Raw genomic sequence first — 26,509 nt, forward strand, 5'->3', positions numbered from 1 at the left:
TATTAACGCTTAATAATTGTAGCTACCCCTTGTCCTCCACCGATACAAAGTGTCGCTAATCCAGTTTTTGCATCCTTTTTCTCCATTTCATGAAGTAAAGAAACAAAAATTCTTGCTCCACTTGCTCCGATTGGATGGCCTAAAGCAATAGCACCACCATTAACGTTTAGTTTATCATGATCAAATGAAAGCTCTCTATCTACAGCAATCGACTGCGCAGCAAAGGCTTCATTTGCTTCAATTAAATCGATATCCGCTAGTGAAAGGTTGGATTTTTTTAGAACCTTTTTCACTGCTTCCACTGGACCAATACCCATAACACTTGGATCTACCCCAGCAGATGCATTTGCAACAATCGTAGCTAATGGTTTTATGCCCAATTCGTCTGCTTTTGCTTTAGACATAACAACTACCGCTGCTGCACCATCATTTATTCCGGAAGCATTTCCTGCCGTTACAGAACCATCCTTTTTAAAAGCTGGGCGTAAAGTACTTAATTTTTCTTGAGTGGACCCTTTTTTCGGATATTCATCGGTATCAAATATGATTGAATCTCCTTTTCGTTGAGGAATTTCTACTGGAACAATCTCATCCACAAATTTTCCCTCTTCAATTGCTTTTGCTGCACGAGCTTGGGAACGTGCGGAAAATGAATCTTGCTCTTCTCTTGTAATATTGAATTGGTCACAAAGATTTTCAGCTGTTATCCCCATATGATAATCGTTAAACGCACACCACAAACCATCAGAAATCATACTGTCTACGACTTTTTGATCTCCCATTCGGAAACCATCTCTAGCATTTTTTAATAGATAAGGAGCTTGGCTCATATTTTCCATTCCACCTGCTACTATTATATCTGCATCTCCTGCGATAATAGCTTGAGATGCAAGATGGATTGCTTTAAGACCTGAACCGCATACTTTGTTTATTGTTAATGCTGAAACAGCAACTGGTAATCCTGCTTGAATCGAAGCTTGTCTTGCTGGATTTTGTCCTAAGCCCGCTTGCAGGACATTTCCCATAATAACTTCATCTACAGAATCCTTAGCGATCCCTGCTTTTTCTAACGCTTTTTCAATAACAATAGCACCTAATTTTGTTGCAGGTATATCTTTCAGTGCCCCTTGGAAAGATCCGATTGCTGTCCTAACAGCACTTACAATAACTACTTCGTTTGTCACAGTTAAACTCCTCCTCTTAATCCCCTAAAATAAAATTTGCTTGTTTAACCATCCATTCCTTACAATATAGATGGAGGGATGATTATGTTCAGTTTACCAAAAAAAGTGACAATTATCGAGGTCGGTCCGAGAGATGGATTACAGAACGAAAAAAATGAAGTACCAACTGAAGTTAAATTAGAGTTTATCGAGAAACTTCAAAAAGCTGGTGTAAAGGAAATGGAGCTCACATCATTTGTATCACCCAAATGGGTTCCACAAATGAAGGATGCAAAAGAAATAGTAGGTAATACCACTAAATTTGGAAGGCAATTTGTTTTAACACCTAATGAAAAAGGAATTGAACTCGCAAAACAAGCGGGGGCAAATAATTTTGCGGTATTTGTAGGGGTATCAAATACATTTAATAAAAAAAATATCAATAAAACGACCGAAGAGAGTATGATCGGACTCAAACCGCTTGTGGAAGTTCTAGTTAATGAGGATCATTTTGTACGTGCTTGCATTTCCACTGCTTTTTATTGTCCATATGAAGGATTAATTGACCCCAATAAAACTATCGAGTTATGTAGAGAATTTGTTTCTTGGGGAGTAAATGAATTAAGTGTTGCAGACACAATAGGTATGGCTAATCCAAAAGAAAGTTATATACTGTTTGAACGACTGAAAAGAGAATTTCCTGAAACACTTATCACTGCACATTTCCATGATACACGAAAAATGGGTATAGCTAATATATTTGCTGCACTCCAAGCAGGGGTTGATCGTTTTGATAGTTCAGCTGGTGGTTTAGGCGGATGTCCATTTGCGCCGGGTGCTACGGGAAATGTAGCAACTGAGGATGTCGTGAATATGCTACATCAAATGGATATTGAAACGGATATTAACCTTGATTTATTAATTGAAGCTGTTGATTCAGTTGCTCCTTTTGTGTCTAGACCAATTGAGACCGGTATGTATAAACTAGTTAAAAGCAAATAGGGGTTGATGCAATGAAAAAACGTGTAATCATATGGACGAGTTTGTTAACTAGTATTTTAACAGCTACTGCCACTGTTTTTGGTTATTTTGTCACTAATAAACTAATGTATATGAAGAAAAAAGAAGATGACTTTATACTCAATAGAGAGATAACATCAAAACGATTAGACGAAGCTTGGTTTCGTGCTGTGAATAAAACAGAGAAGTGGATTGAATCGATAAATGGATATTCGCTTAAAGCTATTTTTGTAGAACCGCTTCAAACAAATAATTACGTAATTATATGTCATGGAGTAACAGAAAATAAAATTAATTCTCTTCGTTTTGTTCGCATGTTTGAACGATTAGGATTTAACAGTGTCGTTTATGATCATCGTAGGCATGGAGATTCTGGTGGAAAAACAACAAGTTTTGGATTTTATGAAAAAATTGATTTGCAATCTATTGTAGAAGCAGTAAGAGAACGTGCTGGAGAAAATGCCATCATAGGGATACACGGAGAATCAATGGGTGCTGCGACTATGATACTATATGCAGGCTCCATAATAGATGATGCTGATTTCTATATTTCCGATTGTTCTTTTTCAAATTTTGAAGAACAAGTTCTTCATATTATGCGACAAACAACCCCTCTTCGATCCAGCTTAGCTATTCGCTTCGCTAACTTATTTTTAAAAATGCGAGATGGTTATACATTAAATCTTGTATCTCCGATCGATGTGGTGGATCAAATAGAGAAACCGATGTTGTTTATTCATAGTTTAGAGGATGATTTTATTCTTCCGGTAATGACAGAAGAATTGTACGAAAAGAAAAAAGGTCCTAAGTCATTAAAGCTTTTTGATATTGGGGCACATGCAAAATCTTTCAATGAAAATGGCGAGGAATACGAACAAGTTGTTGCGGACTTTTTACAACAAAATAATTTATTAAACAAATAAAAAGCACTCAATGGAGTGCTTTTATTTGTTTTGCATTTTATTCATTTGATTCATCATTTGTTTTACTTGTTTCTCAGAAGGCTTGCGACCCATTTGTGCCATCATCATACGAAGCATTTGTTCATTAATAGGTGGATTTTCTTTTAAATATTTCATCATATATTGACGTGCAGCATAAAAGCCTATTGCAGCTCCAGCAATTAATGCAACGATTACAATAACAATCCAAATCCAAGTTTGCATACTTTCTCCTCCTTTACGTTCTTGTCTACGTGTACAAGACACCAATGAAAATTATACTATAGATTCTTTATCCAGACTATATAAATTCAAAAAAAGTAATTTAGACTAAATATAACATTTTCCAGTGAGATTAACTTTCTAGAATTGTTTGTCCTACAAAGATAAAAAGCAATTCGAATACTTTACGATGTAAGTATTCGAATTGCTTTAAAGTATCTATTACTTTTCAAGCAAGTTTTTCATTTTGGAAACGACATTCTCAACCGAGAAACCATATTCTTTCATAACGATTTCGCCCGGAGCACTTGCGCCAAATTTATCAATCGCTATGACATCTCCCTCAAATCCAACATATCGATGCCAACCAAGAGATGCTCCCATTTCAATAGCGAGGCGTTTAGTTAATTGTGAAGGTAATACAGATTTTTTATATTCACTGTCCTGTTGTTCAAATAAGTCCCATGAAGGCATAGACACAACCGAAACTTGTATTCCATCCTTCGCAAGAACCTCTTGCGCTTCAATCGCAAGGCTAACTTCTGATCCAGTAGCAAGTAAGATAGCTTCCGCTTGTTCATTAGGAGAAATTACATAGGCACCTCTTGAAACACCCTCACTCGCTTTCTCCACAGAACCTTTAAGTGTTGGTAGATTCTGTCTTGAAAGAACAAGAATTGTTGGCTTGTTTTTAGAAGATACTGCAAGCTTCCATGCTTCTTTCGTTTCATTTGCATCAGCTGGACGAATGACAGATAATCCTGGCATTGCTCGTAAAGAAGCTAAATGTTCAACTGGCTCATGTGTCGGACCATCTTCCCCAACAGCGATACTGTCATGTGTGAACACATATGTTACAGGAAGTCCCATAAGAGCAGATAATCGAATTGCAGGTCTTACATAATCACTGAACACAAAGAAAGTACCACCAAATACATGGAGTCCACCATGTAATGCCATTCCATTTAGAGCAGCACCCATTGCAAATTCACGAACACCAAACCAAATGTTCTTACCTTCGTAATTTAGTGGAGAAAAATCTCCAGCATTTTTAATTGTCGTTTTATTGGAGCCAGCTAAGTCCGCGCTTCCTCCAAAGAAGGAAGGTAAATTTTGAGCTATTGCATTAATTGCATCACCAGATGCTGAACGAGTTGCATGAGATGAGCCTTCCTCATATACTTTCATAGCTTCATCAAAGTTCTCAGGTAATTCCCCATTTATCGCACGTTTTAATGTATCTGCAAGTTCAGGAAATTCATTAGAGTAAGCATGGAACTTTTCATTCCAAGCACTTTCTTGTTCAACACCTAATCGTTTTGACGCTTCTTTAAACGTTTCGTATACTTCATCTGGTACATGGAAGTCCGCCTCAAACGACCATTTATAAGATGCTTTCGCTAATAATGTTTCGTCTTTACCTAATGGCATACCATGAGCATCTGATTTACCCGCTCTATTTGGTGAACCAAACCCTATTACTGTTTTAACTTCAATAAGTGTTGGTTTATCATTTTGCGCTTTAGCTTTTTCAATTGCTGCAGATATCTCTTCTAAATCATTACCATCTTTTACAAAAATATAATTCCATCCGTAAGATTCAAAACGTTTCTCTACTTTTTCTGAGAAAGATTTATTCAAATCTCCATCTAAAGAAATATCATTACTATCATAAAGAACAATTAATTTACTTAATTGCAAATGTCCAGCAAGTGAAATCGCTTCTGCTGCTACACCTTCCATTAAATCTCCATCTCCGCAAAGAGCATACGTATAATGATCAACCACTTCATAATTTGGTTTATTATAAGAAGCTGCTAAATGAGCCTCTGCCATTGCCATTCCAACAGCCATTCCGATACCTTGTCCAAGAGGTCCTGTTGTTGCTTCTACCCCTGCCGTGTGACCAAACTCTGGATGTCCTGGAGTTTTAGAATTCCACTGTCTAAAGTTTTTAATCTCTTCCATAGGAAGATCATATCCACCAAGGTGTAATAGACTATACAGAAGCATAGAACCATGACCCGCAGATAAAACAAATCGATCACGATTGAACCAATTAGGATTATTTGGGTTATGTCGTAAATGCTTTGTCCAAAGCGTGTAAGCCATTGGAGCTGCTCCCATTGGTAAACCTGGATGACCAGAATTCGCTTTATCTATAGCATCAATTGATAAAGTACGAATAGTATTAATTGCAAGTAAATCTGATTGAAGTGACATATTTGACATCCTCTCAAGCTAATTTTTTCTATATCTATAGTTTAGACAACAATCTTTGCATTATCAATGGTTTCTTAATGATTGATTAATTCAGAAATTTTCCTTTTTTAGCTTGTTGCACCTTAAGTGGTGTCACATCATTACCTGCGGGATCCACAATTTTCACACTTTCAATTGTATCTCTCATTGTTGCACGAAATGTCTCTAAATATTCTTTTCTTAATGAACTTTGTTCTTTTGCTTCCTCAACAGATAATCCAGAAGACTTTGATTTTCTAGATAGTTCACCAATTCTTGCTAGTTTTTCCTTACTAAGCATAACAATCACCCTTTATATTTTATTCTTATATAAAGGTAAGGAAAAAACACACAGAGTGCAAGCCTTTACCCTCCATGTGTTTCAATAAATTCAATATATCGTCTATGTACTGTTGCTTTACTTATATCAAAACCTAAACCTTTTAATGTGGAAGCAATTTCTTCAAACGTCAACCCAGCATTACGCAATCTTACGATTTCATCAACTGGGACTTCAATTCGTTCTCTACCTTCTTGATTTCCTCGCATCTTTAAATTCTTTTCTGGACGAAACCCTTGCGATACTGCACGTTTCATTCCACGCTTAATTTTAGCATTATGCAATTTACGTTGATATTCTTCAACTAGAGCCAAAATTTCTAAAAGCATAGAGTCCATTTCATTTAAATTTAATACTCCTTTATCTTGAAGTGTAAAGACAGAAGTATTTGTTTTCTGAAGTAAATGTAAAACTGCCATCCTTCCATTGCCACGACCTATTCGAGTCTCATCTTGAACAAATACAGCTTTTATTTCTTCTTCTTTAATAAAGGACAATAAATCAAGTAACCCTTCTCTTTCCATATCGTAACCACTATGCTGATCTGTAAATATTCTTGCTATCTCATACCCTTGAGCAAGTGCAAAGCCGGTTAGTTCTTCCTCTTGTCTTACTAGAGACGATTCCTGTGTCTCTTTTTCAGTACTAACTCGACAATATATTACCGCTTTCATTCACTATCCCCTGCTAACTCTGTGGAATTATCCAAATGAAAATGTTCCGTTTCATTCGGAATTATTAATACATCTCCTGCTTTTATATGTGCAGAATGTAAATTATTTAAATTCATTACTTCATTGATCCATGCATCTCTTGATTTTTCGGATTGAAACTTATCAGCAAGCGCCCACAATGAATCACCTGGTTCTACTTTTATTTTATATTCTTCTTCAGCAACTTGAGAGTTTATAATAACAATTGATAAGATGAAAGTTACGCTTAATCCTAAAAATAAAGTAAGAAAATAATTTTTTGCTAACAATTTCATTTAAATTACCCCTTTTATAGAATGTTTGTTCGGCATGTATGTTCTTATATTAAAACGAACACATGTTTTTGTCAACAACTTTTAGAACCTATGTTTGCATTTCATTATATAGGCTGATATACTATAAATAAGAAAAAACAGTTCTATAATAAAAAGAGGTGAAGGTATTGAAGAAAGCATCTAAACGACAAGAAGATATATTAGCATTCATAAAAGAAGAAGTGCGAAAAAAAGGATATCCACCTTCCGTACGTGAAATAGGTGAAGCGGTTGGACTCGCTTCTAGCTCTACAGTACACGGTCATTTAGCAAGATTAGAAAGCAAAGGATTGATAAGAAGAGATCCTACAAAACCTCGTGCCATCGAAATTCTTGATGGTACAAGCGCTACTATAGAAAGACAAGGTGTTGTTCATGTACCGTTAGTTGGTAAAGTAACAGCGGGACTTCCAATAACAGCAATTGAAAATGTTGAAGAATTCTTCCCTCTTCCTGAAACGTTTGGTACATCTGACGATCATTTGTTTATGCTTGAAATTATGGGTGACAGTATGATTGAAGCAGGCATATTAAATGGAGATTATGTTGTAGTAAAACAACAACAATCTGCTAACAATGGTGAAATTGTAGTTGCAATGACAGAGGACGATGAAGCAACTGTAAAACGTTTTTTCAAAGAAAAATCTTTTTTCAGGTTACAACCTGAAAACTCCTCAATGGATCCAATTATCGTCAACTCAGTAACTATACTAGGAAAAGTTGTAGGTGTTTATCGTCACATTCAATAGATTCATGGTTGACTTGACAGATAGAGTTATAATCCGTATGATTACGTAGAGCCGATATCATATCTAAACAAAAAGTGGACATTTTTGTTTAGATCATCGAAAAAACTCCTTGACCTCTTGGTCGAGGGGTTTTTGTCTTTTTATAAAGAATATAAGCTTGGATACATAATTCTATTAATATGTGTTTGTCTATAGTTTTATTCTAGTAAGTACTATTATTTCATTTATAAAGACTTCATCTAAAGGAGTAGTATCTTTCTCAGCGCTATTATTCCTATTCAAAATAGATAAATGTATATTTTAAATTTAATAATCATTAATATAACAATAACTAGCAAAGCCAAAATCGCAAGCGATTTTATAGGTTTATTGCTTCTTCATTAAAAGGTACAACTTCTCTAAACGACAGATCTTGTAAAAACTTTAACCAACTCAGAAGCTCTGACTAATGGACTTCTATCGCTACCAAAGTCTATTCCTTTGTTAGCCTTCCATTCACATGTAATGGATAGGAGAAGGACTAATGTAAGTCTATTAAGTGAATATATTTTTCTTTTTTCATTTTTTCTATCAATAATTAGACATAAAAAAATAGTCTCACTCTATTATGAGTGAGACCATATCTGACAATCTTTTAAGTCAAATATATATGAGAAAAATGAAGGGAGATCACATTTGTTTCTCTATATTTATATACCCCAATTTAAAAAGATAAAACTAGATTTTTTCTAAATGTAATTTTCAAAAAATAAAAGGAGTAAAATTAAAAATATAGGGTACATTTAAGTTAGTTCATATTTCACTTAATACCTAACTCTAAGATTTCTTTACAGAAAAGAGAGCTTGGTGGGAGGTGATTAATTGAAAAAAATCTATGGTATTAAAAGCTTAGTAGAGTATCTTGATTCAGTAAATTTTCCAATGTCTGAATCAAAAATTAATGATTTAATATTAAAAAAAGAGATACCTCATCAAAAACCTCTTTCCACTATGCTTGTTTTTAATCTAGAACATATTGATTGGTGGATTGAAGAACAGCGATTAAAGCCATAGTACTACGCCCTACATTATGTAGGGCACATAACTTTAATATTTACTATTTCTTTTTCCCTAAAAATAGTTCATAATGAGGGTGTAAAAGAAGCTTTAAAAGGAGAAATGTCTTATGATTTTCATCAAGAATGAGCTAAATTATTTGTTAGAGGATTATAGAAATTGTGAAAATTCTTCTATTAAAGAACTAATACTACAAGATATTAATCTTTTAAAAGAAGCTTTGGCTATTTTACAACAAAATGAACAAGATTCCTATCCTATAAATTAATACTAACTTATTAAAAACAATACAACCTTAGCATCTTTGATTAAATAATGCTCCATATCTTTCCTCACAAATAACTCAGAGTTTTTTTATAGATAATTTTAATCCTCTAATATACAACTTCGCAGCATATACATTTATGCAGTAAATAACATACATCTCTTTTCGATTTAAAGTGTTAGGTGAAAAAATTTTCTACATAATTGTTATAAAGAACTGTTATTTAACATTTTATTTAAAACAAAAAAGAGCCCTCCAATAGAGCTCTGTTATATTTATTTATGTTTTCTCATAGCTTGTTCTATCGTAGAATGTGTATCTATATTGGAAAAGTCTATCCCGAGTTGTACAGTTGTTTGAGCAATACTTGGACGTAACCCAGATAGGCTTGATGTAACTCCAATCAACTTTAATGCATCAATCATATGAAATAGTTGCTGTGCAACCATTGTATCCACTACTGGAACACCAGATAAATCAATATACAAATGGCGGATGTGAGAATCAGCACATTGCTTTAACACCTGCTCTAGCATCACCTTTGCCCTGTTCGTATCAATCTCTCCTACTAACGGCAATACTGCTGTCTTATTAACCAATTCGATAATTGGTGCACTTAGTTCCATTATCATTTCTTGATGAGCAATTAAACGACTTTCTGTTTGTCTTATAAATTCATTACTAAATTTTAGTATGACTCCATTAATCGTTTCAATAATTGCACTATGACATGTAAAAATTTGTTTAATTGTAAGTTCTTCTGGATACTGTTCAACAAATTCTTCTATTAATTCTAAATATAAGTATTGCTGACGAAAGAATTCCCCGATTATCTCAGTTAAAGGAGTCTTCTGATGCCCTTCATCTTCTACGACAGTTTCCACAAAATCATCAAAGATTTCTAAGAATTCTTCACTTGGCTCATTAAATAAATAAACAAACTTTTCTTGAAATCTATGATTCTGTTTTTTAAGCTTATCTATTTCTTCTGGATTTAAGGTACCGTATATTCCTTTTTGATCTTTATTAAGTGTTGCATACCAACGCTCTGTTATTAACCATGTTCTTTCACGAAGAAAGTCATATAATAATTTATTGCGAATCATTCCGTTCCTCCTACTTTATTATTGCTTTGTACTCAAGTATAGCAAATGCATAAGAGTTTGTAATAATTTAATAATCTAAAAAAATAAGAGTTTCATCTTTCCAAAAGAACCGCCATCCTATGAATGTGTACTATTAAATTTTGTGCTGTTCCAGTTAATAATTAGCTAGCTCCCTACCTTCTCCACTCGCTTCAGTGGAAGCTTATCTTCTATGCTGTATCGATTAGAATTCCAGTAAATAGCTAGTTTTTATCCAAAGGCAATAATATGGAATAGTTTAATAAAATTAATAAACTTTAAAAGCAGTGCAAGCAATAATTGTTTGCACCGCTTTTCTGTAATGCAGAATAAAAAGTACTTAAAAGTCTTCAGATAAAAATTTATCTATGTCTATAATTATATTTTTTAGAACATCTATCGAGTTAATAATATCATCGTTATAGTCTAGGCTATGATTAACACCAGAAATTAATTGTGAAGTTAAATTTTTGTTTTGTATCAATCTATCATATAACTCTTCCTTATAAACTTGATCTTTATCCCCAATTATACAAAACCCTTTGTTTCCAATATTAACTATAGTTTCTAAGACTTCGTCTAAGTTTAATAACGGGGTTAACCAAAAAGGCGTATACGTCTGATTGGCAGCTCTTTACATTGGTGTGCGGCACATAAATTAAAAGAACTGCCAGCAACACCGGAAGGTTGACAGATTTACGACAGGTGGTCGGCATTTTACCGGATACTTTAATTGGGACACGGCGTGCTCTATTAGTGAATGGATGGGCAGTGCTCTACGGCGGAGTGAACTGGTGGTGGTAGATGTGAAGCACATGAGGTTCACTAGTGATGGATTAGTACTTAACATTGAGCATAGTAAGACCGATCAACAAGGCGCGGGACAAGTCATTGCACTTCCTTATGGAAGCAATCGTTTGACGTGTCCGGTTCGTTCTATGCAGGAGTGGTTGGAGGTATCGGGAATCACCAGTGGTCCAGTCTTTCGGCGTATGGACCGACATGGAAATCTGTATGAACGCTTAACAGCACAATCGGTACGATTGATCGTTAAAAAGAATTGTCAGGAGGCTGGGCTCCATGCTTCTTCTTATGGTGCACATAGTTTGCGAAGTGGTTTTTGTTCTATTGCAGCGAAAGCCGGAAAAAGTGAACATCAGATTATGCGACAGACCAGACATAAGCAATCAAGTTCTCTTCAAAGATATATCAAACATGGGACTGTTTTTGAGGATAATGCGGTAGTCGGTGTGAATAATTGTCCAAGAGAAATGTCAGAATGCTAGACTCACTGGGGCATCTTACAGAGTATATAGTTTAGGGGGGGCTGGTGCAAAAATATCAAATTAACCTCTAAAACATGGTCATACTAACACTATTACTTTAAAAAGGGGCGTAATCAGTATGAAAAAGGAATAGTTATTCAAGTGGAAACATTTTCAACCGGAGATTATTTTGTTAACAGTGAGATGGTACCTACGGTACAACCTTAGTTTTCGTAACTTGGTGGAAATGATGGAAGAACGGAGCTTGTTGATAGCTCATACATTATGCGTTGGGTTCATCAATACGGACCTGAACTAGATACAAGAATACGACCGCATCTGAGACCAACAAATGATTCCTGTAGAGTCGATGAAACATACATCAAAGTAAAGGGGCAATGGATGTATCTTTATCGTGCAATCGATTCTGAAGGGAATACCATTGATTTTTATTTAACTGAATCAAGAGATAAGCAAGCAGCCAAGAGCTTTTTTAAAAAGGCCTTGGCTTGTTCGCACATGTCTAAGCCTCGAGTGATAACAGTAGACAAGAACCCATCTTATCCCATCGCTATCCAAGAATTAAAAGAAGAAAAGCAGATACCCAAATAACGAAACATCTATCAAATCTCCACTTGGTTTTATTAAATCTAAATTAAAAAATGCATCAAATCTGCATGCTAAAGGGGAAAAAGTTAGTTTTGGTGAACTGGAATTAACAGAAGGACGAAAAGAAATGATTCCTGAATGTTTGGGAAAAAAGATGATCCAAAAGAAGTGAAAAATCCAAATATCGAAGAAGAACGAAAAAAATTATTAGAAGAACTGAAAGTGCTTAAGGAAAAGTAAATAGAAGTGAGAAAATATTCTTTAATCACGTCCTACAAGAAACTAATTAAAACCTATAACAAAGCGCCGATGTCAAAACACGTGGGCGCTTTTTGAGGCTTACAAATATAATTTTGTGAAATACTCATAAATAATAATTCGCATGCTTAAAATGGAAGGAGGAGTATTATTGTAATTGAATTAAATCAATATAATTATTATGAGTTCATTATTATGACACTTGAAAGGTGGAATTTTTTATGTTCAAAATGAATGGTAAAGAAGCTTATGAAGCACATAATCGAACTGAGTTATTAGCAGGTTTAGAGGCAAAATCTGAATATATCATTATTAAAGGAGACTATTATAAAGAAGTAAGAAAGATTATGGATATTCATATTCCAGAGAACGAAAGTATAGGAGTGGCATTAGGAAGTGCAGGTATGTTATCAATTCTTAATTATGCAATAGATGCAGTAAGAAATTCATTCAGTAAAGCAGATAAAATAGATAAAAAAATAGATAAAAAGTTAAATGTATACAAAATTAAAAATATTACAGACGATGGTTTATTATTGAGCTTAAAACAGTTAGATTATTAGAAATTACATTTATAGAACTATTGTAAGCGTCAAAAAATGCCCACCTAGTGTTTTAGGTGGGCATTGGCGTATTCACTATTTAACTTTAATAGGGATGCAACAGTCCTTTGGAATGGTCTTTGACCACGGAAGGAACTGATCAAGTGCTTCCTGATCATCTAAGTCAATTTGTGGTAAGCGTTCAAAGAGATAGGTTGTAAAATAGTTCAATGGATTTAGTTGATTCTCTTTAGCCGTTTCGACAATGCTGTAGATGATGGCACTGGCAGTTGCTCCCTTCATTGATTGGGCAAACAGCCATGCTTTTCTACCCATCACGAATAGTTTAATGGAGCGCTCTGCTCTGTTATTGTCGAGTTCAAGTTCATAAAGGCAATGAGCTTTGGCCATTGGTTTAAACTGTAATTGATGGCGTCACCTAATTTACTTTTGGGCGGAACTTGAGGACGTTTGGATTTTAGCCACGCTAAATAAGCATCCAACACTGGTTGACTGCGTTTTTGAGGTTCTTCTTTCCGTTGTTCTGGACTACAATTTTCAAATTCCTTTTCTATCTGTTTTTCAATTTTATATAACAGCGAACAGAATTGAAGACCTTCAGCCGCAAGAGTCGTAGACTTGTCTACATTGGCAGGTAAAGATTTGAGAGTTTCGTCATATTTTCTCCTAGCATGCGCCCAGCAACCAACCAACTCCACGTCCTTTAAATCATGGTATCCCGCATAACCATCGACATGAAGATATCCCGCAAATCCTTTAAGAAATGCCTTCGGACGTTTACTGTGGCGCGAAGTTTGATAGTCATATAGGACAATCGGTGCTACATCGTAACTAGATCGGTACAACCACATATAGGACTTGGAATTTGCCGCTTTTCCGGATTCTGCTAAAACTTGTACGGTTGTTTCGTCTGCCTGCAGACGGTCAAGTTGTAGTAGTAAATCGTGCAAGCGATTGTAAATCGGTGAGAGCCACCTCGTAGCACCATATATTACCCAGTTGGCAATCGTTTGGCGTGATAGAAAGACACCAAGCCGTTTCGGTACAACGGCATCCCTTCTACGTATTTTTGATTCATTATATATGCCATTGAAGAAGGTGAAGCGAGACTTTTTGGAAAGACTGCCGCAGGCATTTTCGCTGTGATAATCGGTGTTTCTGTTCCTGTCTGCTCACATTGACGGCAGCTGTAAATATGTTGAACATGTTCAACGACTGTCACTTGAGCGGGAACAATTTTTAATTCGCGTCTCGTTTGAGTGCTCATTTCGTGAACTACTTCGCCGCAACACAAACAGACCTGCTCTTTATCAGGTAAACGATAATGGATCGTTTCCGTAGGCAAGTTTTCAAGTTTCGCATCCCGTTGTCCGATATACTTTTTTCGTTGGTAAGTAACTGATTCAAGTGTGGGTTCTTCGACCTTTTCATCCACTGATATTTCAGCTTCAATATAAAGGAGAAGTTCGAGTTGATTTGGATTCGATTTTTCACTGGAAGCCCCAAATTTCTTTTGTTGGCTAAGTCGGAACTGTTCTTCCCACCATTTAATTTTTGCCTCTAGGACTTCTTTTTGTTTTTCTAAATCCGCATTTTTCGCTGCGAGTTCCTCAATTGTTTCTTGTAGTTGAGTCGTATTTTTTCCCATGAGAATATAGTACCATAAAGAGAGAATACATGGGGTGTCAGTTCTCTCTAAATGATAAATTTTGCATCAATTTTTGGAAGTCCATCGAGTAACCAATTTAATTGACGTTGGCTAATTTTTAATGGACTTGCTGTTTGCGATTCAGACCAATGGAACAGCCCTTCATCTAAACGGCGATAGTATAGCCAAAATCCGTTTTGATCCCAGTCTAAGATTTTTAATTTATCCCGCTTCCGATTGCAGAACACAAAGAGATTCGATGAAAAAGGATCTAGTTGAAAACTCAATTGAAATATTGCTGCTAGTCCATCAACAGACTTGCGCAAATACGTTGGACCACAAGCCAAGTAAACCTGATCAATCGGGGCTTTACTTAACATGCTGTAGCAGGATTTCAATCACTTCTTGGAGAAGTGCTCGATTAAAATCTTCTTGAATCTCAATAGACACGTAGTCTATATGGATGCGAAGAGATGAGTTTGAATCGCAGTGTGAGCTAGATTGACTTAGCGCCATCCATTGTGCTGTAGGTTGTGCATCGAAATTTGATTCTGAAGCAAGTCTTTTCATCCATTGATACATGCTTTGAAGACCAATTGGCAACAACGGATCGATGCCTTCAAGGCAAGTGGAGAAACCAGTTGTGAAAGCTTGGTGTCGCCACAACCAAATTGGTCTTGTTGCCATAGTTGTTTTCGTTCCTCTGTTGACATGGAAAAATAAAACCTCCTAACATTGATGTTATTGTGATTATCACAAAACTTCGGAGATGTTAGAAGGTGTGGAATTATTTGACGCTTACCGTTGTTATCGGTCCATTTAATGCCGAAGCGACAATATATTATTTTGTATTGCCTTCATTACTTTCCACAAATGATTCTGGTTCATTACAATAATCAAACGTTAGATTTTTAATTCGTGCTTCTTTTGCTTTTTCAAGTGCTTTTAATTGAGCTTCTGTAGGTTTTTTCTTAGGTTTAGTATCTAACTCAACATCATATAACTTTACCCAACTTTTATTGCTCCATACCTCGGGTCTATATTTATTAACATCAATGGGCTTCAAGCCCATTGATGTTAATTGAGTTTTAGTTTTGAGATTTGGTGAAACATTTTTCCATCCACCCTTGATTTTTTCAAACTCTAAATTAAACCATAATTCACTCCTAAACAAAAAGATTAACTTATTTTGAGTGCCTGATTGAAAATGATACAAAAGTTCCGCAAAAACAATATTATTGCATGTGAAGAAATTCACAGTCTTCTCGTTAACGAAAGAGAGCTTAAACTGTATTGTTAACAAACATACCTTGCAATCCATATCCGTTTGCATAAATATATAATTTCGCCTCAAGGAGCGAGGGAATTAAGTCCAAAAGATCAAAATTGTTGCTTATCATACAAGCTACAATATATACCCTTTTTCTCCATTAACTGTTCATGATTACCTTGTTCACAAATATGTCCATTATCAAGAACAATTATCATTTCCGTTAATAAGCTTATTTTATTTAAATTGTGAGTTATAAAAATCCCTATTTTATCACTAAGAATTTCTTTGTATTTCAGTAAAATTTCTTTTTCCATTTCAGCATCAAGCGAAGCATTCGGCTCATCTAGTATATATAAGTCTGCTTTTTTTATAAACCCGCGAGATAATGCTATCCGTTGCCATTCACCCATTGATAGTTGTTTACCATTATCAAACCAATGTCCTAATACTGTGTCTAGACCTTCTTCATCGAGTACTTTATCTTCAAAGTTAGAATAAGTGAGTATTTCTTTCAAAAGTAGATCATTATCCATTTCTGCCAAGTTACCATATGCAACATTCTCCCGAACTGTCGTTTCATACTTAACATAATCTTGAAATACACAACCAATTTTTTTTATAAGGCTTTCTTTATTTATCTTCTTTAAATTAATATCATTTATAAATATTTCCCCTTCATAATTATCATAGAACCCCATAATGATTTTAATCAGTGTTGTTTTACCAGAACCATTTTTACCAATTAATGCAACTGTGTTATTGTTTGTAATAGTTAAATTAATATTTTTTAGTACATTTTTTTGACCATATGAATATGAAACATTTCTCAATTCAATTTTTTCTATCCTGTCGATATCTATTTTAGATTCATGCATTTCATTAGTAATATCTAGTTCCAAAAAATCAAAATACAACCCTATAAATAAAGCGTTCTTTGAAATAATACCCATTGTTGTTAATCCTGATTCTATATTAGTTTTTATACTAGAAACAGAACGAATATATGTAATAACAGCACCTATTAATATATAGCCAACAAAGCCTTTATAGACTATATAAAAAAATACCCCTCCTAATATTATATGATCAAGACTTCCTAGGATAGTTTGTACAAAGGTAGATTTACGGAGTATGCTTACATCTTGATTAATAATTTCTTTAGAGAGATTACTATATTTATCAATTAGATATTTTTTCAATCCAAATAGCTTTATTTCTTTAAATGCATTTCCCATTGTCATCAAGTATGATATATACCACACTTTTCTTTCTTTGCTAGTTCGTTCTTTTTGAACGTCAAATTGAAGTTTATTTATTTTAAGTGTATATAAGTATCTACTTACTGGCAAAGCTAGTACTATCGGTATTATCCACATATTAAAAGTAAATAAAATTATAATATAAGATATTATAGTCACAAATACTTTTAAGACAGAAATAACTTGAACAAATAACTCCATGACTTTTCCATTGCCTTCATTTTGAGCTCTGAGAATCATATTATAAATTTCACTGTTTTCAAATTGTACTAAGCCTAAAGACGCTGACTTTTCTAATACAAGTATATTTAATTCGTTTTGAAATTTCAAAATAGTTTTTTGGGAATAATAAGTATATATGTTCGTAATAATAGTTATAGAAAAATCTATAAAAATATATATAACTACCGCAAAAATTAGATCCTCTAACTTAGTGTTTGATAATTGTAATTTATCAATAATATCTTGCATAAATAGCAACGAAATCGGAGGCAAAACTCCCAGAATAACATTTGTTAAAACTGTAAAGCCTATAAATCTCTTGTTATTTTTAGAGATCATATTTAAGCACTTTAAAAAAATTTTGAAAATATATAATTTATTTTTTCTTTCATTCATTATTAAGACCACTAACTTTCTTTAATTTTAAGCCATTATTGTTGACAAAAACCGCAATAAAAAGGCAGTTAAAACTTTGACTTAAAATATTATTACAATCAAATGATAGTGTTGTGCACCTCTGGTTATATGGAGCTATTGCAGCTGTTAATTACTTTGTTCATCCAGACAAAGTGAAATTTGGTTTCTATCTATTCCGCATGATATTTACTTCAAGTATAAAATATCTCCTATAGAAGCATATACTAAGCTAAAATTTAGTAATTTAAGAGCCTATCCAACAACAACCATCCTATTTAAGAATAGGGATTAACTTTTTCCAACAAATAATAGCAAATGCAAAGGCGATAGCTATTATTGGTTTTTTCAAACCTGGCAAGCAGTTTCTTGAACCTGTTGAGGAATGAATGAGATACCTCCTCACCCCATCGAAGAGTTAGATTAAGGAGCTTTGGATTGTACCTATTAACTCTATCGATCACAACTCCTTTATCTTTTTGTCAACAACCTTCCCTTTATTCAGTTTCTCCCCTATCTGTTGGATTAGAACCCAATAAATTTCTGTGCTAAAAAAGCATTTAACATACAAAAGTCAAGAGTGAGCCACTCCCCAGTCAACCCCTTTTACTTCATCGTACACATATAGTCCTAACATCAAGATTGCTTCAAAGAATCCGCAGGCTGACTAAAGTTGAAAATACCTATATAAAACCTAAATGAAAGCAAAATTTTTTTGAAAATTCGAATCATTTTTTATCAATGTAATTAAAGTTAAGATACTACCCATAGGTCCGTCTAACACAGCAAATTCTTCCTTATGTTTGCCAGTGTGATCAATACCAAAAAAAGCATATTTAGGATTGAGGTCATATGAGTGTATTAGCAATTCGGCATAATTTTTAATGGAATTGATTAAATTATCGCTCGGTTCAATCTTGTTATACCATTCAAATAAAAGAATTAGTCCTGAATACCCATGACATATAACTGTTGAATTCAATAAATGTTCTTCTCGTCTAAGTATAGCTATCTTATTTACCTGATCTTTAACCAAATTTAATAAATCAATCCTATCCAAGGCTTTAGCTGCATGCTGTAAACTGCACAAAATACCAACATTTCCATAACACCAACTGTTGCGTTGTGCTTCTGTTATTGATTTATTATTCATGTATTCTTCAAGCGTTAAAATTCCAGGCCAATATGTTAAATTATTAATTTCACGAGCTGTTTTATCAAACTCTGCTACTAACTTTAAAATAGCATCTTTATGATTATTAATCTTTATACCTTTATTGTATGAAATAGACAATGCTAATAATATTCCTGCAATACCATGCGATATCCCAAAATTAAAATAACCACTTGAAAACATTTCTCTATCACTTGAAAATGGTAAATCTTCACTTTTCACATACCAACCAGAAATATTATGTCCATTGATATCTTTATCTTCTATCAACTCTAATATATAAGATTGTATACTAGTTATTAATCTTTCTGATTTACTAAGATTACTAAATTCAATCAAGTATAACATCCAACCAGAAACTCCCATGATTATATCGTATAGTTCTGCTTTGCATCGTTTGACATTAAAAATCACATTTAATTTAGAAATCATTCCTTCAATTAAAAAGTGCTCTACCTGATCATTAAAATTCTTGTAATTTCCAGTATTTTTCGATATAATATTCATTGCAATACTTGCATGCCCTAAACCGTTATAAATATTTGCATCATAAATATTTCCTGTCTCTATACGTTTTTTTATTTCTTTTACAATAACAAATATTATTTCATCACACCGATTATTTTCGTTCAATAAATTATATATTTCTCCTAAAAATATGGCATATGATAATAGTTTACTTCTATCTAAATTTTCAACTTGCTCCCTCAACAAAATATCAGATTCAATTTCTGTGTAAGTATCATTTATTATTTTCATAATACTATCTATTTTGTCATCCTCTAGGTTATAAATGTTATTTATCTTATAAATATCAATCATTACCTCTTCCTCCATACTTAGCACTTAACGCTCTTCTTTTTTCCAAGTTAGCATATATACCATGTCTTACCAAAGAAATGATTTTTTTCTCCCAAGTATTATCTGCTTTAAATCTATTACATGACATATGAATAATGCTTAAGATAATATCATTAATTTCATTTTTTAAGTTTCCTTTTGCTTCAACTTTTAAAATTTTATCTTTATATTCATTCAAAATAATGTTTCGTTGTTTAAATATGTGTAGTATATTAAGTTCATCTTTTGAAAGCAAAGATTTATCTCTGCTAACTAATCGAATAATTTCTTTTCTATTTTCTTTAAATACTTCACGATAATCGCTTGGATTTCCACTTGCTTGTAACATCTCTAGTTGTCTTTGAGTATTAGGCTCTAAGACATCTAAAATAGCTAGGACATTCAAAATTCCTAAATATAGGTCTGAATTTGCAATTGTTTTATTAGATAATCCATATAAAATATTTTCAATTACAATGCTATCAGCACAAAAGACATCCTCTGCTTTTTGTATTAATTCAAAGCCCCCATATCTAGTTATCTCTGGTTCATAGGTATCATATATTCCTTTAGTTATTAATCCATTATCCCTTAATAATCTAAGCCAAGCATTTAATCTTTCAATTATTTTATCATCAGGTTGATTATAAAATTGTAATCTCAATCGAATGTGAGGTTCAGGATCATAATAGCGTATAAAAAAGTGTTTTTTTAGACCTTTATCTTCATAAAGTTCCGTACAAAAAAATTTTATATATCTCCCTATTAACTCTTCTTCACGCCCCCTACATCCATACAATTTTAAATATATCCAGCCACTTTCACCAAACATAAAACTTTGATTATATCTTTCTTGAAACAAGTTATAATTAGGAAGTATTTTTTGATCATATAAAAATTCATTTGGATATAATTCGCTATTTTTGGAAAATGATACTATAATTTCATTCAAATATTTGTTATGATTAGAATCATATACAAATAAATTATTAAGATCTTGCAACGATTCTACTAAAACTATATTTTTTTTGCTTTTCAATATATTTGTTACTAATTTACTCAAGTGAATATTTTCTAAGTCTATTAAGAGTTTTTTATCAAAATCTAATACAAAAAATACTTTTGGTATGTTATTAAAATTGCAGAATTTTATAAAGTCATCTTCACCCCAATTTTTTTTCTCTGCAAATCTTTCCAATTCTTTTTCTTCTACTTGCCATGTTGCTGATTTTAAAATAATGTTTTTATAAGAAATTCTGGGCACATACATTGAATTAGGTATATGAAATTGTGATAAAATATAATTTAAGCTTTTTTGTTCAAAATAAGTCAAATCATATAAAAATCTTGAAAATTTACTAAAATATAATTCATTAAGCATATTTGTTTTAATCGCAACAATACGTTTATTAAGTGTTTTAGATTTTACATACAAGTTTTGGGTGTTTTTATCTATACCAACATATAAATCGGTTAGGGGAATATCAAATTTATTATCATTATAAGATGATATCGAAATGCTATAATCAAAAGGGTTTTTATTTAAAGATACATTTCCGAATCTACTATTACTAGGATATTCATTGATTTCTGCCACGAGCGAAGTAGTGTTACTACATGTTTCTTTAAATATATTCTCTGAAATACTTTCATCATCTATAAACGGCAGAAAACGACCTAAAGCTTGTCCTGCATTTGATGTTACACCTAAAAGGGCAATATCGTATTCATCATTTTTTTCTCCATCTTTAATCATCTCCATATATATATCAAAGGAATCATTTTCTATTAGAGTAAAATCATTATCGGAAATATCTAATAAATCTTTTTTTGTTAATTTTATCTCATTTATATTGTTTCGAAAGCGACGATTTAATAATTTTTGAAAACTCAACATTTTTGCGTTACTATTTTTTTCGTTGTCTTGAGTATTTATTTTATATTCATTCGGTATACCTAAACCTATGTTCTCATCTAAAACCTCGATAAGTGCAATTTCATCGTGCATTCCATATTTTTCTAAAAAATTATTCTTAAATATTTCAATGTGTGAGATATTCTTTTTAGGTGCTAAAGTTAACAAAAAATTTATACTCTCTTCAAGATTATTTTTAAACGATTTACTTATTTTATTTGAATATACAGATTTAGTTAAATCAACTTGTAGATAATTTTTAGTTTCATAAATATCTTTCATTTTTTCACAGATATCTAAATATATCTGTATGCCTTCGCCTATTTCGCATAGACAATACTCTTTAATTTTTCTTGAAATTTCATTTAATTTATAATAAATATTTTCTGATACACCATTTACACAAAGAACTGATAAGATGTGTGCTAAAGGATCATCGCAAGATGTTGAAAAACGTAAATTAGTAAATAAAAATTCATTTTTAATCAAAGAATCTATTAAACCATTGATTTTATCTCTACCAGCATCAGGATATAAGCTTTTCAAGTATAACTTAACATCCTTTATTCCAACAAAATCTGTGCAGTACTCCATGACAAGTTGCACTGCTTTTGTAAATCTAATAGACGACCTATTACTATTTTTATCATTATGTAAATGATAAATTGATAAATAAGGATTTATTAATCTATCGCCTTGCCTATAGCAAGAAGGATTTACTTTGATCATCAAATTTTCTCTTAAACTTATATTTGACTCAATTAATCTAATAAGATTACAGCACCACTCAAAGTCAACACGCACATGTTTTTCATACTTTTGCAATTCATTAATGTGTATATCTGTTCTGTCATCATTACCGAATTTTCCAATTGAAACTCCAGCGGTTAGACCATAAGGTGTTGAGCGTGTTGACATTCTATTATAGTATTTTATTAGAGTTTGAAGTAATTGTGGTTTTCTACTCTTAGTCATGTATAACATTTTATAAGTATCAATTGAGCTAACTAGTAATGCTTCTTCAAAAATCTTATTTGATAAGAAAAAGTCATAAATCTCATTATCATCCATACGAGAAGTCAATAATTTCTTTAAGTTATCTATAGGAAATAAAGGTGTTCTTAGCAAAAAAGTTTCATGAATTTTATACTCACACAAAAGATCAGTGGCTTTCATTATTTAAACAGTCCTTTCTATAAAGAATACCATTAAGCATAATATAAAAATGATGATCGATTGAAATAACAAAGCTCATTTTTCAAATACATAGCCTTTGATTTTCAATCGATCAAATTATATGCCTGTAGCGCTCTAACTACTAGCAACCATGGCAACTTGTTGTACAAGAAGCGGCAGTGTTAGATGATCCACCACAACTTGAATAACAAGAAGCAGCAGAAGTAACCCAAACCGTTGTCGTAGCTATACTGCAACTAGGAGTGACGCTTCCCTCTACAGGTTTAAGTACAATATCTAAATCAAAATCATCAAAGTTTGGCATATTCTCACCTCCTTTCATTACATAAATTTTCACATATATAAAGAAAAGAACACCAAATAGCTTGGTAACTTAACGTTGATAATAAAATATTCCTAAAATAACCACCTAGATAAACTTGACAGCTTTTTTAAGCTAACCCGAATAGCACCCATCATTTATAAGATTAGTATAGTAAATATCTGAATCCTCTACTTTCATGCATTCTTCTTGCAACACATTAACCATTTTTTCTGTTTCAATTATAATCTTTTGTGCTAGCTCACCATCCACCTCGTAAAGCAACGGAAAAAAATTTCCGAAATTAAGCAACTGAAGCTTCACAGAAAAAAATCTAGATATTAAAACTGCCTTTCTTATATTTAATATGGAATCAGAATTTTCCACAGTTTTTAGGCAAAACATTCTTTCTTCTATCTTTTTGTTTGCACTAATCAACTTTTTTTCATCCAATATCATTTCTATGTATAAACTATCTGCATTATTGGGATAACTTGAGTTTAATAGTTTGACTATATTTTCGCATTCATCTATTTTACCAAAATGAATGAAAATCAATGCTATATAAACATATGCAGCTCTTTCATAGGGTTTCGTATTTGTATTTCCCGTTTGGATTTTTTTTATACAATTATTAGCGAGAAATAACAATTCATCATCGAATTTTTTGAATATATACAAATCACGCATCAAGAAAAAAGACCATCTAAAATTATTACGTTCCATTTTTAATGTTTTTTTTAATAACACAATATTTCTATCTGACTTGTTCTTTCCGATAATCTTCTTAGATTCGTAACCATCATGAAACAAAGTGAAATCCAAAGATACTGCCTTCAAAGGAATATTGTCTATTCTTCTTAGTTCTTCATGGACACATCCATAAAAATAAAAAGACGAACTATTTTTAAAAATTCTTGCTAATGAATCATATTTCTCTTTAGTAGAATCAATTATTGTTGGCGATATCACAACCTCGTCATCTAATATAGAGATTATATATGATATTGTTTTTTTGAATTCATATACGTTGATGTTATCAGAAATAAATTCATCAGCATCTATTGTAAAGATAATATCACCAGTAGATTTTTCTAACATGTAATTCCTGATTTCCGAAAAATTTTCATTCCATTTGTGATAATAGAGTCTTATCTTTGAGGAATTAATACTTTCAATTATTTCAATTGTTTTATCTGTAGATCCGGTATCAACTATAACTATCTCATCAAAAAATGGAATAATGCTATTTAGGCATCTTTCTATACAATCTTCTTCATTCCGAACCATAAGATTTGCTGAAAACAATAAATCTGAATTCAAAGCAAAGCCTTTAAGTAGATTATCAAATATAGTTGAGTCACATTTAGTAATGTGCTTCAAACATTGTTTATGGAATTCACTCGGAAATTTATTTTGCATATTATAACTCAATCCCTTTTTTTCAGATACGAATTATTATTAAGCAACAAACTTTAAGTGGAAGCGGTTTCTAAAAACTGAAAAAACTATTAAATGATTGGTTTTCTCCTGAAATTGCATATACTCTCTCCTCTCCTTGTCCTATCTTTGTATTGTATGCTCATAAAAAAAAAGCATGACAAATGCCACGCTTTTTCTCACATTGTTTCGAATGCAAGCTACCACTAAGCTAGATCAGCGACAATGTTGTGGCAATGATTTATGTGAATGATGAACAAAAACCATATTGCCAAAAATTCAGAACGGAAATGTTTGGGAAAAAGAAACAGAAGATGAATGGTTGGAATTTGAAGAGAAAGCAGATGGGAATCGCTCAGGGTTCTTGCAGAAAATAGTCTGGAATGGACTTGGAAATGAATCAGAATGGGATAATTATGCTGGTTTGGGCTATGCGGTTCTTGGAGCACAGAATATGGGCATGAGTCACGAGCAAATCATCTTTGAGCGTTTTAAGATGTTCTTTTTCACATTTACCGCAAAGGTCAATTTCGTAATCCATCATGTTAATTTCAATTTCATCAAAATCTTTCCCACAAGCTCCACAAGTTGCGATATATTCTTTATCCATCATTATCCCTCCTTATTACTCTCAACGAATAAGTTGCGTAGCTTCTACGAATCTTTCGCATCATCGTTGTAAGAAAGTTTGATTTGAATTTCTTTTGCATAGTCATTAATCAATTTGTACATCACCTCCACATGATTTTTCATATCCAAATTATTTTTTTTCATTTCTGCATAGTTGTTATGAATATTCATCTTAATTTTCCTTGTTTAATTAAAAATGAGAAGAATGTTTTAAAGTAAACAATAACTAGCATTCCATATAATTCCTTAATTTAATTATAATATATAAAAAATATATTAAATTATAATTATAAGAATAATATAATATATAAATAGTATAATAAATTGCTTTTGCTTCCTTAAACTTTTCTCTTCGTAATTCTGAGCTTTTGTTCCTAAGGATTTCCCAATAAAATAAAAATTTGTGTATGAGTTAGTTTGTAAAACAGTATCTATAACTAACCTTGAATCCATTTTTACTGCTTTAATTATCTCTTCTTTGTTAAAATCAGTATAAAAATCTGTGTTATAAGAATAATTGACTTCTAAAATATCTTTATTGTTATTAAAAATAATTCCACTTGTATAATGAAAAACTGGACTATTTACCGTGTATCCTGAACCTGGTAGTAAGATGTATAAGTCCTGAGAGTCTTCTTTTTTACCGTATAATTTATACGGAATTTTAAACCCTTTATACCCCTCTATACTCTCTTTTATAATTTTCATCTTATAAACCTCCTCCTTCATGCCCCCCTGCAAACATTGTTCTCTTTATGAAATACACTTATTTTATTTTTTCAATAATTGAAATGTCGTAATAAGTTTTTATTCTTTTACAAAACCATGTATCTTAATTAAATTATTCTCTAAATCACTTAAATAAAATTCATAGTAGTTAAAAATAGGATTTTGAATCTCTTCTACCCGCACTCCTTTTTCCTTAAAAATCCGATAGGTCTCAAATATATCATCGCTTTGTAAGTCCAGTGCAGCGCTTTTGGGCAACTTATTCTTCTCACTTGCTTTAAAACGATTACTGATTGCAAGTTTAGTGTGTTCATTTAGAGAAAAGAAGTAAGCGACATCAATATTGCTAGTTGGTTTAGTCCCTAAAAGGTCTGAATACCATTCAACCGCACTAAGTAAATCCTCTACAAAATGCCATATAACTACATTTCCATTTATACCATTACTTTGAATAGATGTTTTTGTCATATATTCCTATCCCCCATTAAAATATTCATTTTATAAAATATTCTCTATGACATTATGAAATACCTTTCATAGATAATCAAAAGAATCTTATATTGAAAGACTAAAAATCCAAACACAAATAACTCAAACCAAAAATAAGAACAGACATATACTAAA

The 26,509-nt window shown here is 32.5% G+C and carries 26 protein-coding genes and 2 pseudogenes; 8 read left to right on the forward strand and 20 right to left on the reverse strand.

From position 1 onward, the window contains the following. Window positions 1-2: 2 nt before the first annotated feature. Window positions 3-1,184, reverse strand: a complete 1,182-nt coding sequence (locus AM499_RS08830) for an acetyl-CoA C-acetyltransferase (RefSeq protein WP_053589861.1) — start codon at window positions 1,182-1,184, stop codon at window positions 3-5. A gap of 84 nt (window positions 1,185-1,268) precedes the next feature. On the opposite strand from AM499_RS08830, the gene AM499_RS08835 reads away from it, so the two are divergent. Together AM499_RS08835 and AM499_RS08840 are read left to right on the forward strand one after the other, a co-directional pair. Continuing rightward, window positions 1,269-2,165, forward strand: coding sequence for a hydroxymethylglutaryl-CoA lyase (locus tag AM499_RS08835; protein ID WP_053589862.1), 897 nt, complete (start codon window positions 1,269-1,271; stop codon window positions 2,163-2,165). An 11-nt stretch (window positions 2,166-2,176) separates the two neighbouring features. Next, window positions 2,177-3,106 (forward strand): alpha/beta hydrolase, encoded by a 930-nt coding sequence (locus AM499_RS08840; RefSeq protein WP_053589863.1) that lies wholly within the window; start codon window positions 2,177-2,179, stop codon window positions 3,104-3,106. A gap of 21 nt (window positions 3,107-3,127) precedes the next feature. Here the strand turns inward: AM499_RS08840 and AM499_RS08845 are convergent, their stop codons facing one another. From AM499_RS08845 to yneA, 5 genes are all read right to left on the reverse strand, one after another. After that, window positions 3,128-3,349, reverse strand: a complete 222-nt coding sequence (locus tag AM499_RS08845) for a YneF family protein (protein ID WP_053589864.1) — start codon at window positions 3,347-3,349, stop codon at window positions 3,128-3,130. 219 nt (window positions 3,350-3,568) lie between these two features. Continuing rightward, window positions 3,569-5,569 (reverse strand): transketolase, encoded by a 2,001-nt coding sequence (gene tkt, locus AM499_RS08850; RefSeq protein ID WP_053589865.1) that lies wholly within the window; start codon window positions 5,567-5,569, stop codon window positions 3,569-3,571. A gap of 85 nt (window positions 5,570-5,654) precedes the next feature. After that, window positions 5,655-5,888: a DUF896 domain-containing protein gene (locus AM499_RS08855; protein WP_053589866.1), complete on the reverse strand. Its 234-nt coding sequence runs from the start codon at window positions 5,886-5,888 to the stop codon at window positions 5,655-5,657. A gap of 65 nt (window positions 5,889-5,953) precedes the next feature. Further along, window positions 5,954-6,601, reverse strand: a complete 648-nt coding sequence (locus tag AM499_RS08860) for a YneB family resolvase-like protein (RefSeq protein WP_053589867.1) — start codon at window positions 6,599-6,601, stop codon at window positions 5,954-5,956. Further along, entirely contained in the window at window positions 6,598-6,915 is a 318-nt protein-coding gene (gene yneA, locus AM499_RS08865; RefSeq protein WP_053589868.1) for a cell division suppressor protein YneA, read from the reverse strand. The genes AM499_RS08860 and yneA overlap by 4 nt, the downstream gene beginning before the upstream one ends. 167 nt (window positions 6,916-7,082) lie before the next feature. On the opposite strand from yneA, the gene lexA reads away from it, so the two are divergent. The 3 genes from lexA to AM499_RS21655 all read left to right on the forward strand — a co-directional run bounded on the left by lexA (window position 7,083) and on the right by AM499_RS21655 (window position 9,027). Next, window positions 7,083-7,703, forward strand: a complete 621-nt coding sequence (gene lexA, locus AM499_RS08870) for a transcriptional repressor LexA (protein ID WP_053589869.1) — start codon at window positions 7,083-7,085, stop codon at window positions 7,701-7,703. A gap of 861 nt (window positions 7,704-8,564) precedes the next feature. Beyond that, window positions 8,565-8,756, forward strand: coding sequence for a hypothetical protein (locus AM499_RS08875; RefSeq protein ID WP_053589870.1), 192 nt, complete (start codon window positions 8,565-8,567; stop codon window positions 8,754-8,756). Between the two features lie 112 nt (window positions 8,757-8,868). Next, the gene (locus AM499_RS21655) at window positions 8,869-9,027 is read left to right on the forward strand and encodes a hypothetical protein (RefSeq protein WP_156316778.1); all 159 of its coding nucleotides are present in this window, start codon (window positions 8,869-8,871) and stop codon (window positions 9,025-9,027) included. Window positions 9,028-9,299: 272 nt separating this feature from the next. Here AM499_RS21655 and AM499_RS08880 read toward each other — a convergent pair whose 3' ends face one another. Next, complete coding sequence (locus AM499_RS08880) at window positions 9,300-10,130, reverse strand: STAS domain-containing protein (protein WP_053589871.1); 831 nt, start codon at window positions 10,128-10,130, stop codon at window positions 9,300-9,302. Window positions 10,131-10,912: 782 nt separating this feature from the next. Between AM499_RS08880 and AM499_RS08885 the strand changes: the two genes are divergently transcribed. The 3 genes and pseudogenes from AM499_RS08885 (at window position 10,913) to AM499_RS08895 (ending at window position 12,843) form a co-directional block, all read left to right on the forward strand. After that, window positions 10,913-11,434 carry a site-specific integrase gene (locus tag AM499_RS08885; RefSeq protein WP_082355215.1) on the forward strand — a complete coding sequence of 174 codons (522 nt, stop codon included), beginning with the start codon at window positions 10,913-10,915 and terminating at the stop codon, window positions 11,432-11,434. Between the two features lie 163 nt (window positions 11,435-11,597). Then, a pseudogene (locus AM499_RS21345) lies at window positions 11,598-12,019 on the forward strand (IS6 family transposase); the annotation flags it as partial. 482 nt (window positions 12,020-12,501) lie between these two features. Then, entirely contained in the window at window positions 12,502-12,843 is a 342-nt protein-coding gene (locus tag AM499_RS08895; protein WP_053589873.1) for a hypothetical protein, read from the forward strand. A gap of 75 nt (window positions 12,844-12,918) precedes the next feature. Here the strand turns inward: AM499_RS08895 and tnpC are convergent. The 13 genes and pseudogenes from tnpC to AM499_RS08955 all read right to left on the reverse strand — a co-directional run bounded on the left by tnpC (window position 12,919) and on the right by AM499_RS08955 (window position 26,353). After that, window positions 12,919-14,491, reverse strand: a pseudogene (tnpC, locus tag AM499_RS08900) (IS66 family transposase). 47 nt (window positions 14,492-14,538) lie between these two features. Then, window positions 14,539-14,871, reverse strand: coding sequence for an IS66 family insertion sequence element accessory protein TnpB (gene tnpB / locus AM499_RS08905; RefSeq protein ID WP_053589874.1), 333 nt, complete (start codon window positions 14,869-14,871; stop codon window positions 14,539-14,541). Then, window positions 14,861-15,157, reverse strand: a complete 297-nt coding sequence (locus AM499_RS08910; protein ID WP_156316780.1) for a hypothetical protein — start codon at window positions 15,155-15,157, stop codon at window positions 14,861-14,863. Before AM499_RS08910 ends, tnpB begins: the two co-directional genes overlap by 11 nt. Before the next feature lie 175 nt (window positions 15,158-15,332). Next, complete coding sequence (locus AM499_RS08915) at window positions 15,333-15,824, reverse strand: hypothetical protein (protein ID WP_053589876.1); 492 nt, start codon at window positions 15,822-15,824, stop codon at window positions 15,333-15,335. A 47-nt stretch (window positions 15,825-15,871) separates the two neighbouring features. After that, window positions 15,872-17,641 (reverse strand): ABC transporter ATP-binding protein, encoded by a 1,770-nt coding sequence (locus AM499_RS08920; RefSeq protein ID WP_053589877.1) that lies wholly within the window; start codon window positions 17,639-17,641, stop codon window positions 15,872-15,874. A gap of 712 nt (window positions 17,642-18,353) precedes the next feature. After that, window positions 18,354-19,655, reverse strand: a complete 1,302-nt coding sequence (locus AM499_RS08925) for a lanthionine synthetase C family protein (protein ID WP_053589878.1) — start codon at window positions 19,653-19,655, stop codon at window positions 18,354-18,356. Next, window positions 19,648-22,764, reverse strand: a complete 3,117-nt coding sequence (locus tag AM499_RS08930) for a lantibiotic dehydratase (RefSeq protein WP_053589879.1) — start codon at window positions 22,762-22,764, stop codon at window positions 19,648-19,650. Before AM499_RS08930 ends, AM499_RS08925 begins: the two co-directional genes overlap by 8 nt. A 142-nt stretch (window positions 22,765-22,906) precedes the next feature. Then, window positions 22,907-23,089 (reverse strand): hypothetical protein, encoded by a 183-nt coding sequence (locus tag AM499_RS08935; RefSeq protein ID WP_053589880.1) that lies wholly within the window; start codon window positions 23,087-23,089, stop codon window positions 22,907-22,909. A gap of 132 nt (window positions 23,090-23,221) precedes the next feature. Beyond that, window positions 23,222-24,508 (reverse strand): glycosyltransferase family 2 protein, encoded by a 1,287-nt coding sequence (locus AM499_RS08940; RefSeq protein WP_053589881.1) that lies wholly within the window; start codon window positions 24,506-24,508, stop codon window positions 23,222-23,224. Window positions 24,509-24,926: 418 nt separating this feature from the next. Continuing rightward, window positions 24,927-25,136: a hypothetical protein gene (locus AM499_RS08945; RefSeq protein WP_053589882.1), complete on the reverse strand. Its 210-nt coding sequence runs from the start codon at window positions 25,134-25,136 to the stop codon at window positions 24,927-24,929. A 44-nt stretch (window positions 25,137-25,180) separates the two neighbouring features. After that, complete coding sequence (locus tag AM499_RS21660; protein ID WP_156316781.1) at window positions 25,181-25,327, reverse strand: hypothetical protein; 147 nt, start codon at window positions 25,325-25,327, stop codon at window positions 25,181-25,183. Window positions 25,328-25,432: 105 nt separating this feature from the next. After that, complete coding sequence (locus AM499_RS08950) at window positions 25,433-25,864, reverse strand: hypothetical protein (protein ID WP_053589883.1); 432 nt, start codon at window positions 25,862-25,864, stop codon at window positions 25,433-25,435. 99 nt (window positions 25,865-25,963) lie between these two features. After that, entirely contained in the window at window positions 25,964-26,353 is a 390-nt protein-coding gene (locus AM499_RS08955; RefSeq protein WP_053589884.1) for a VOC family protein, read from the reverse strand. Window positions 26,354-26,509 lie beyond the last annotated feature (156 nt).

This window comes from Bacillus sp. FJAT-22090 (genome assembly GCF_001278755.1).
Taxonomy (GTDB): domain Bacteria; phylum Bacillota; class Bacilli; order Bacillales_A; family Planococcaceae; genus Psychrobacillus.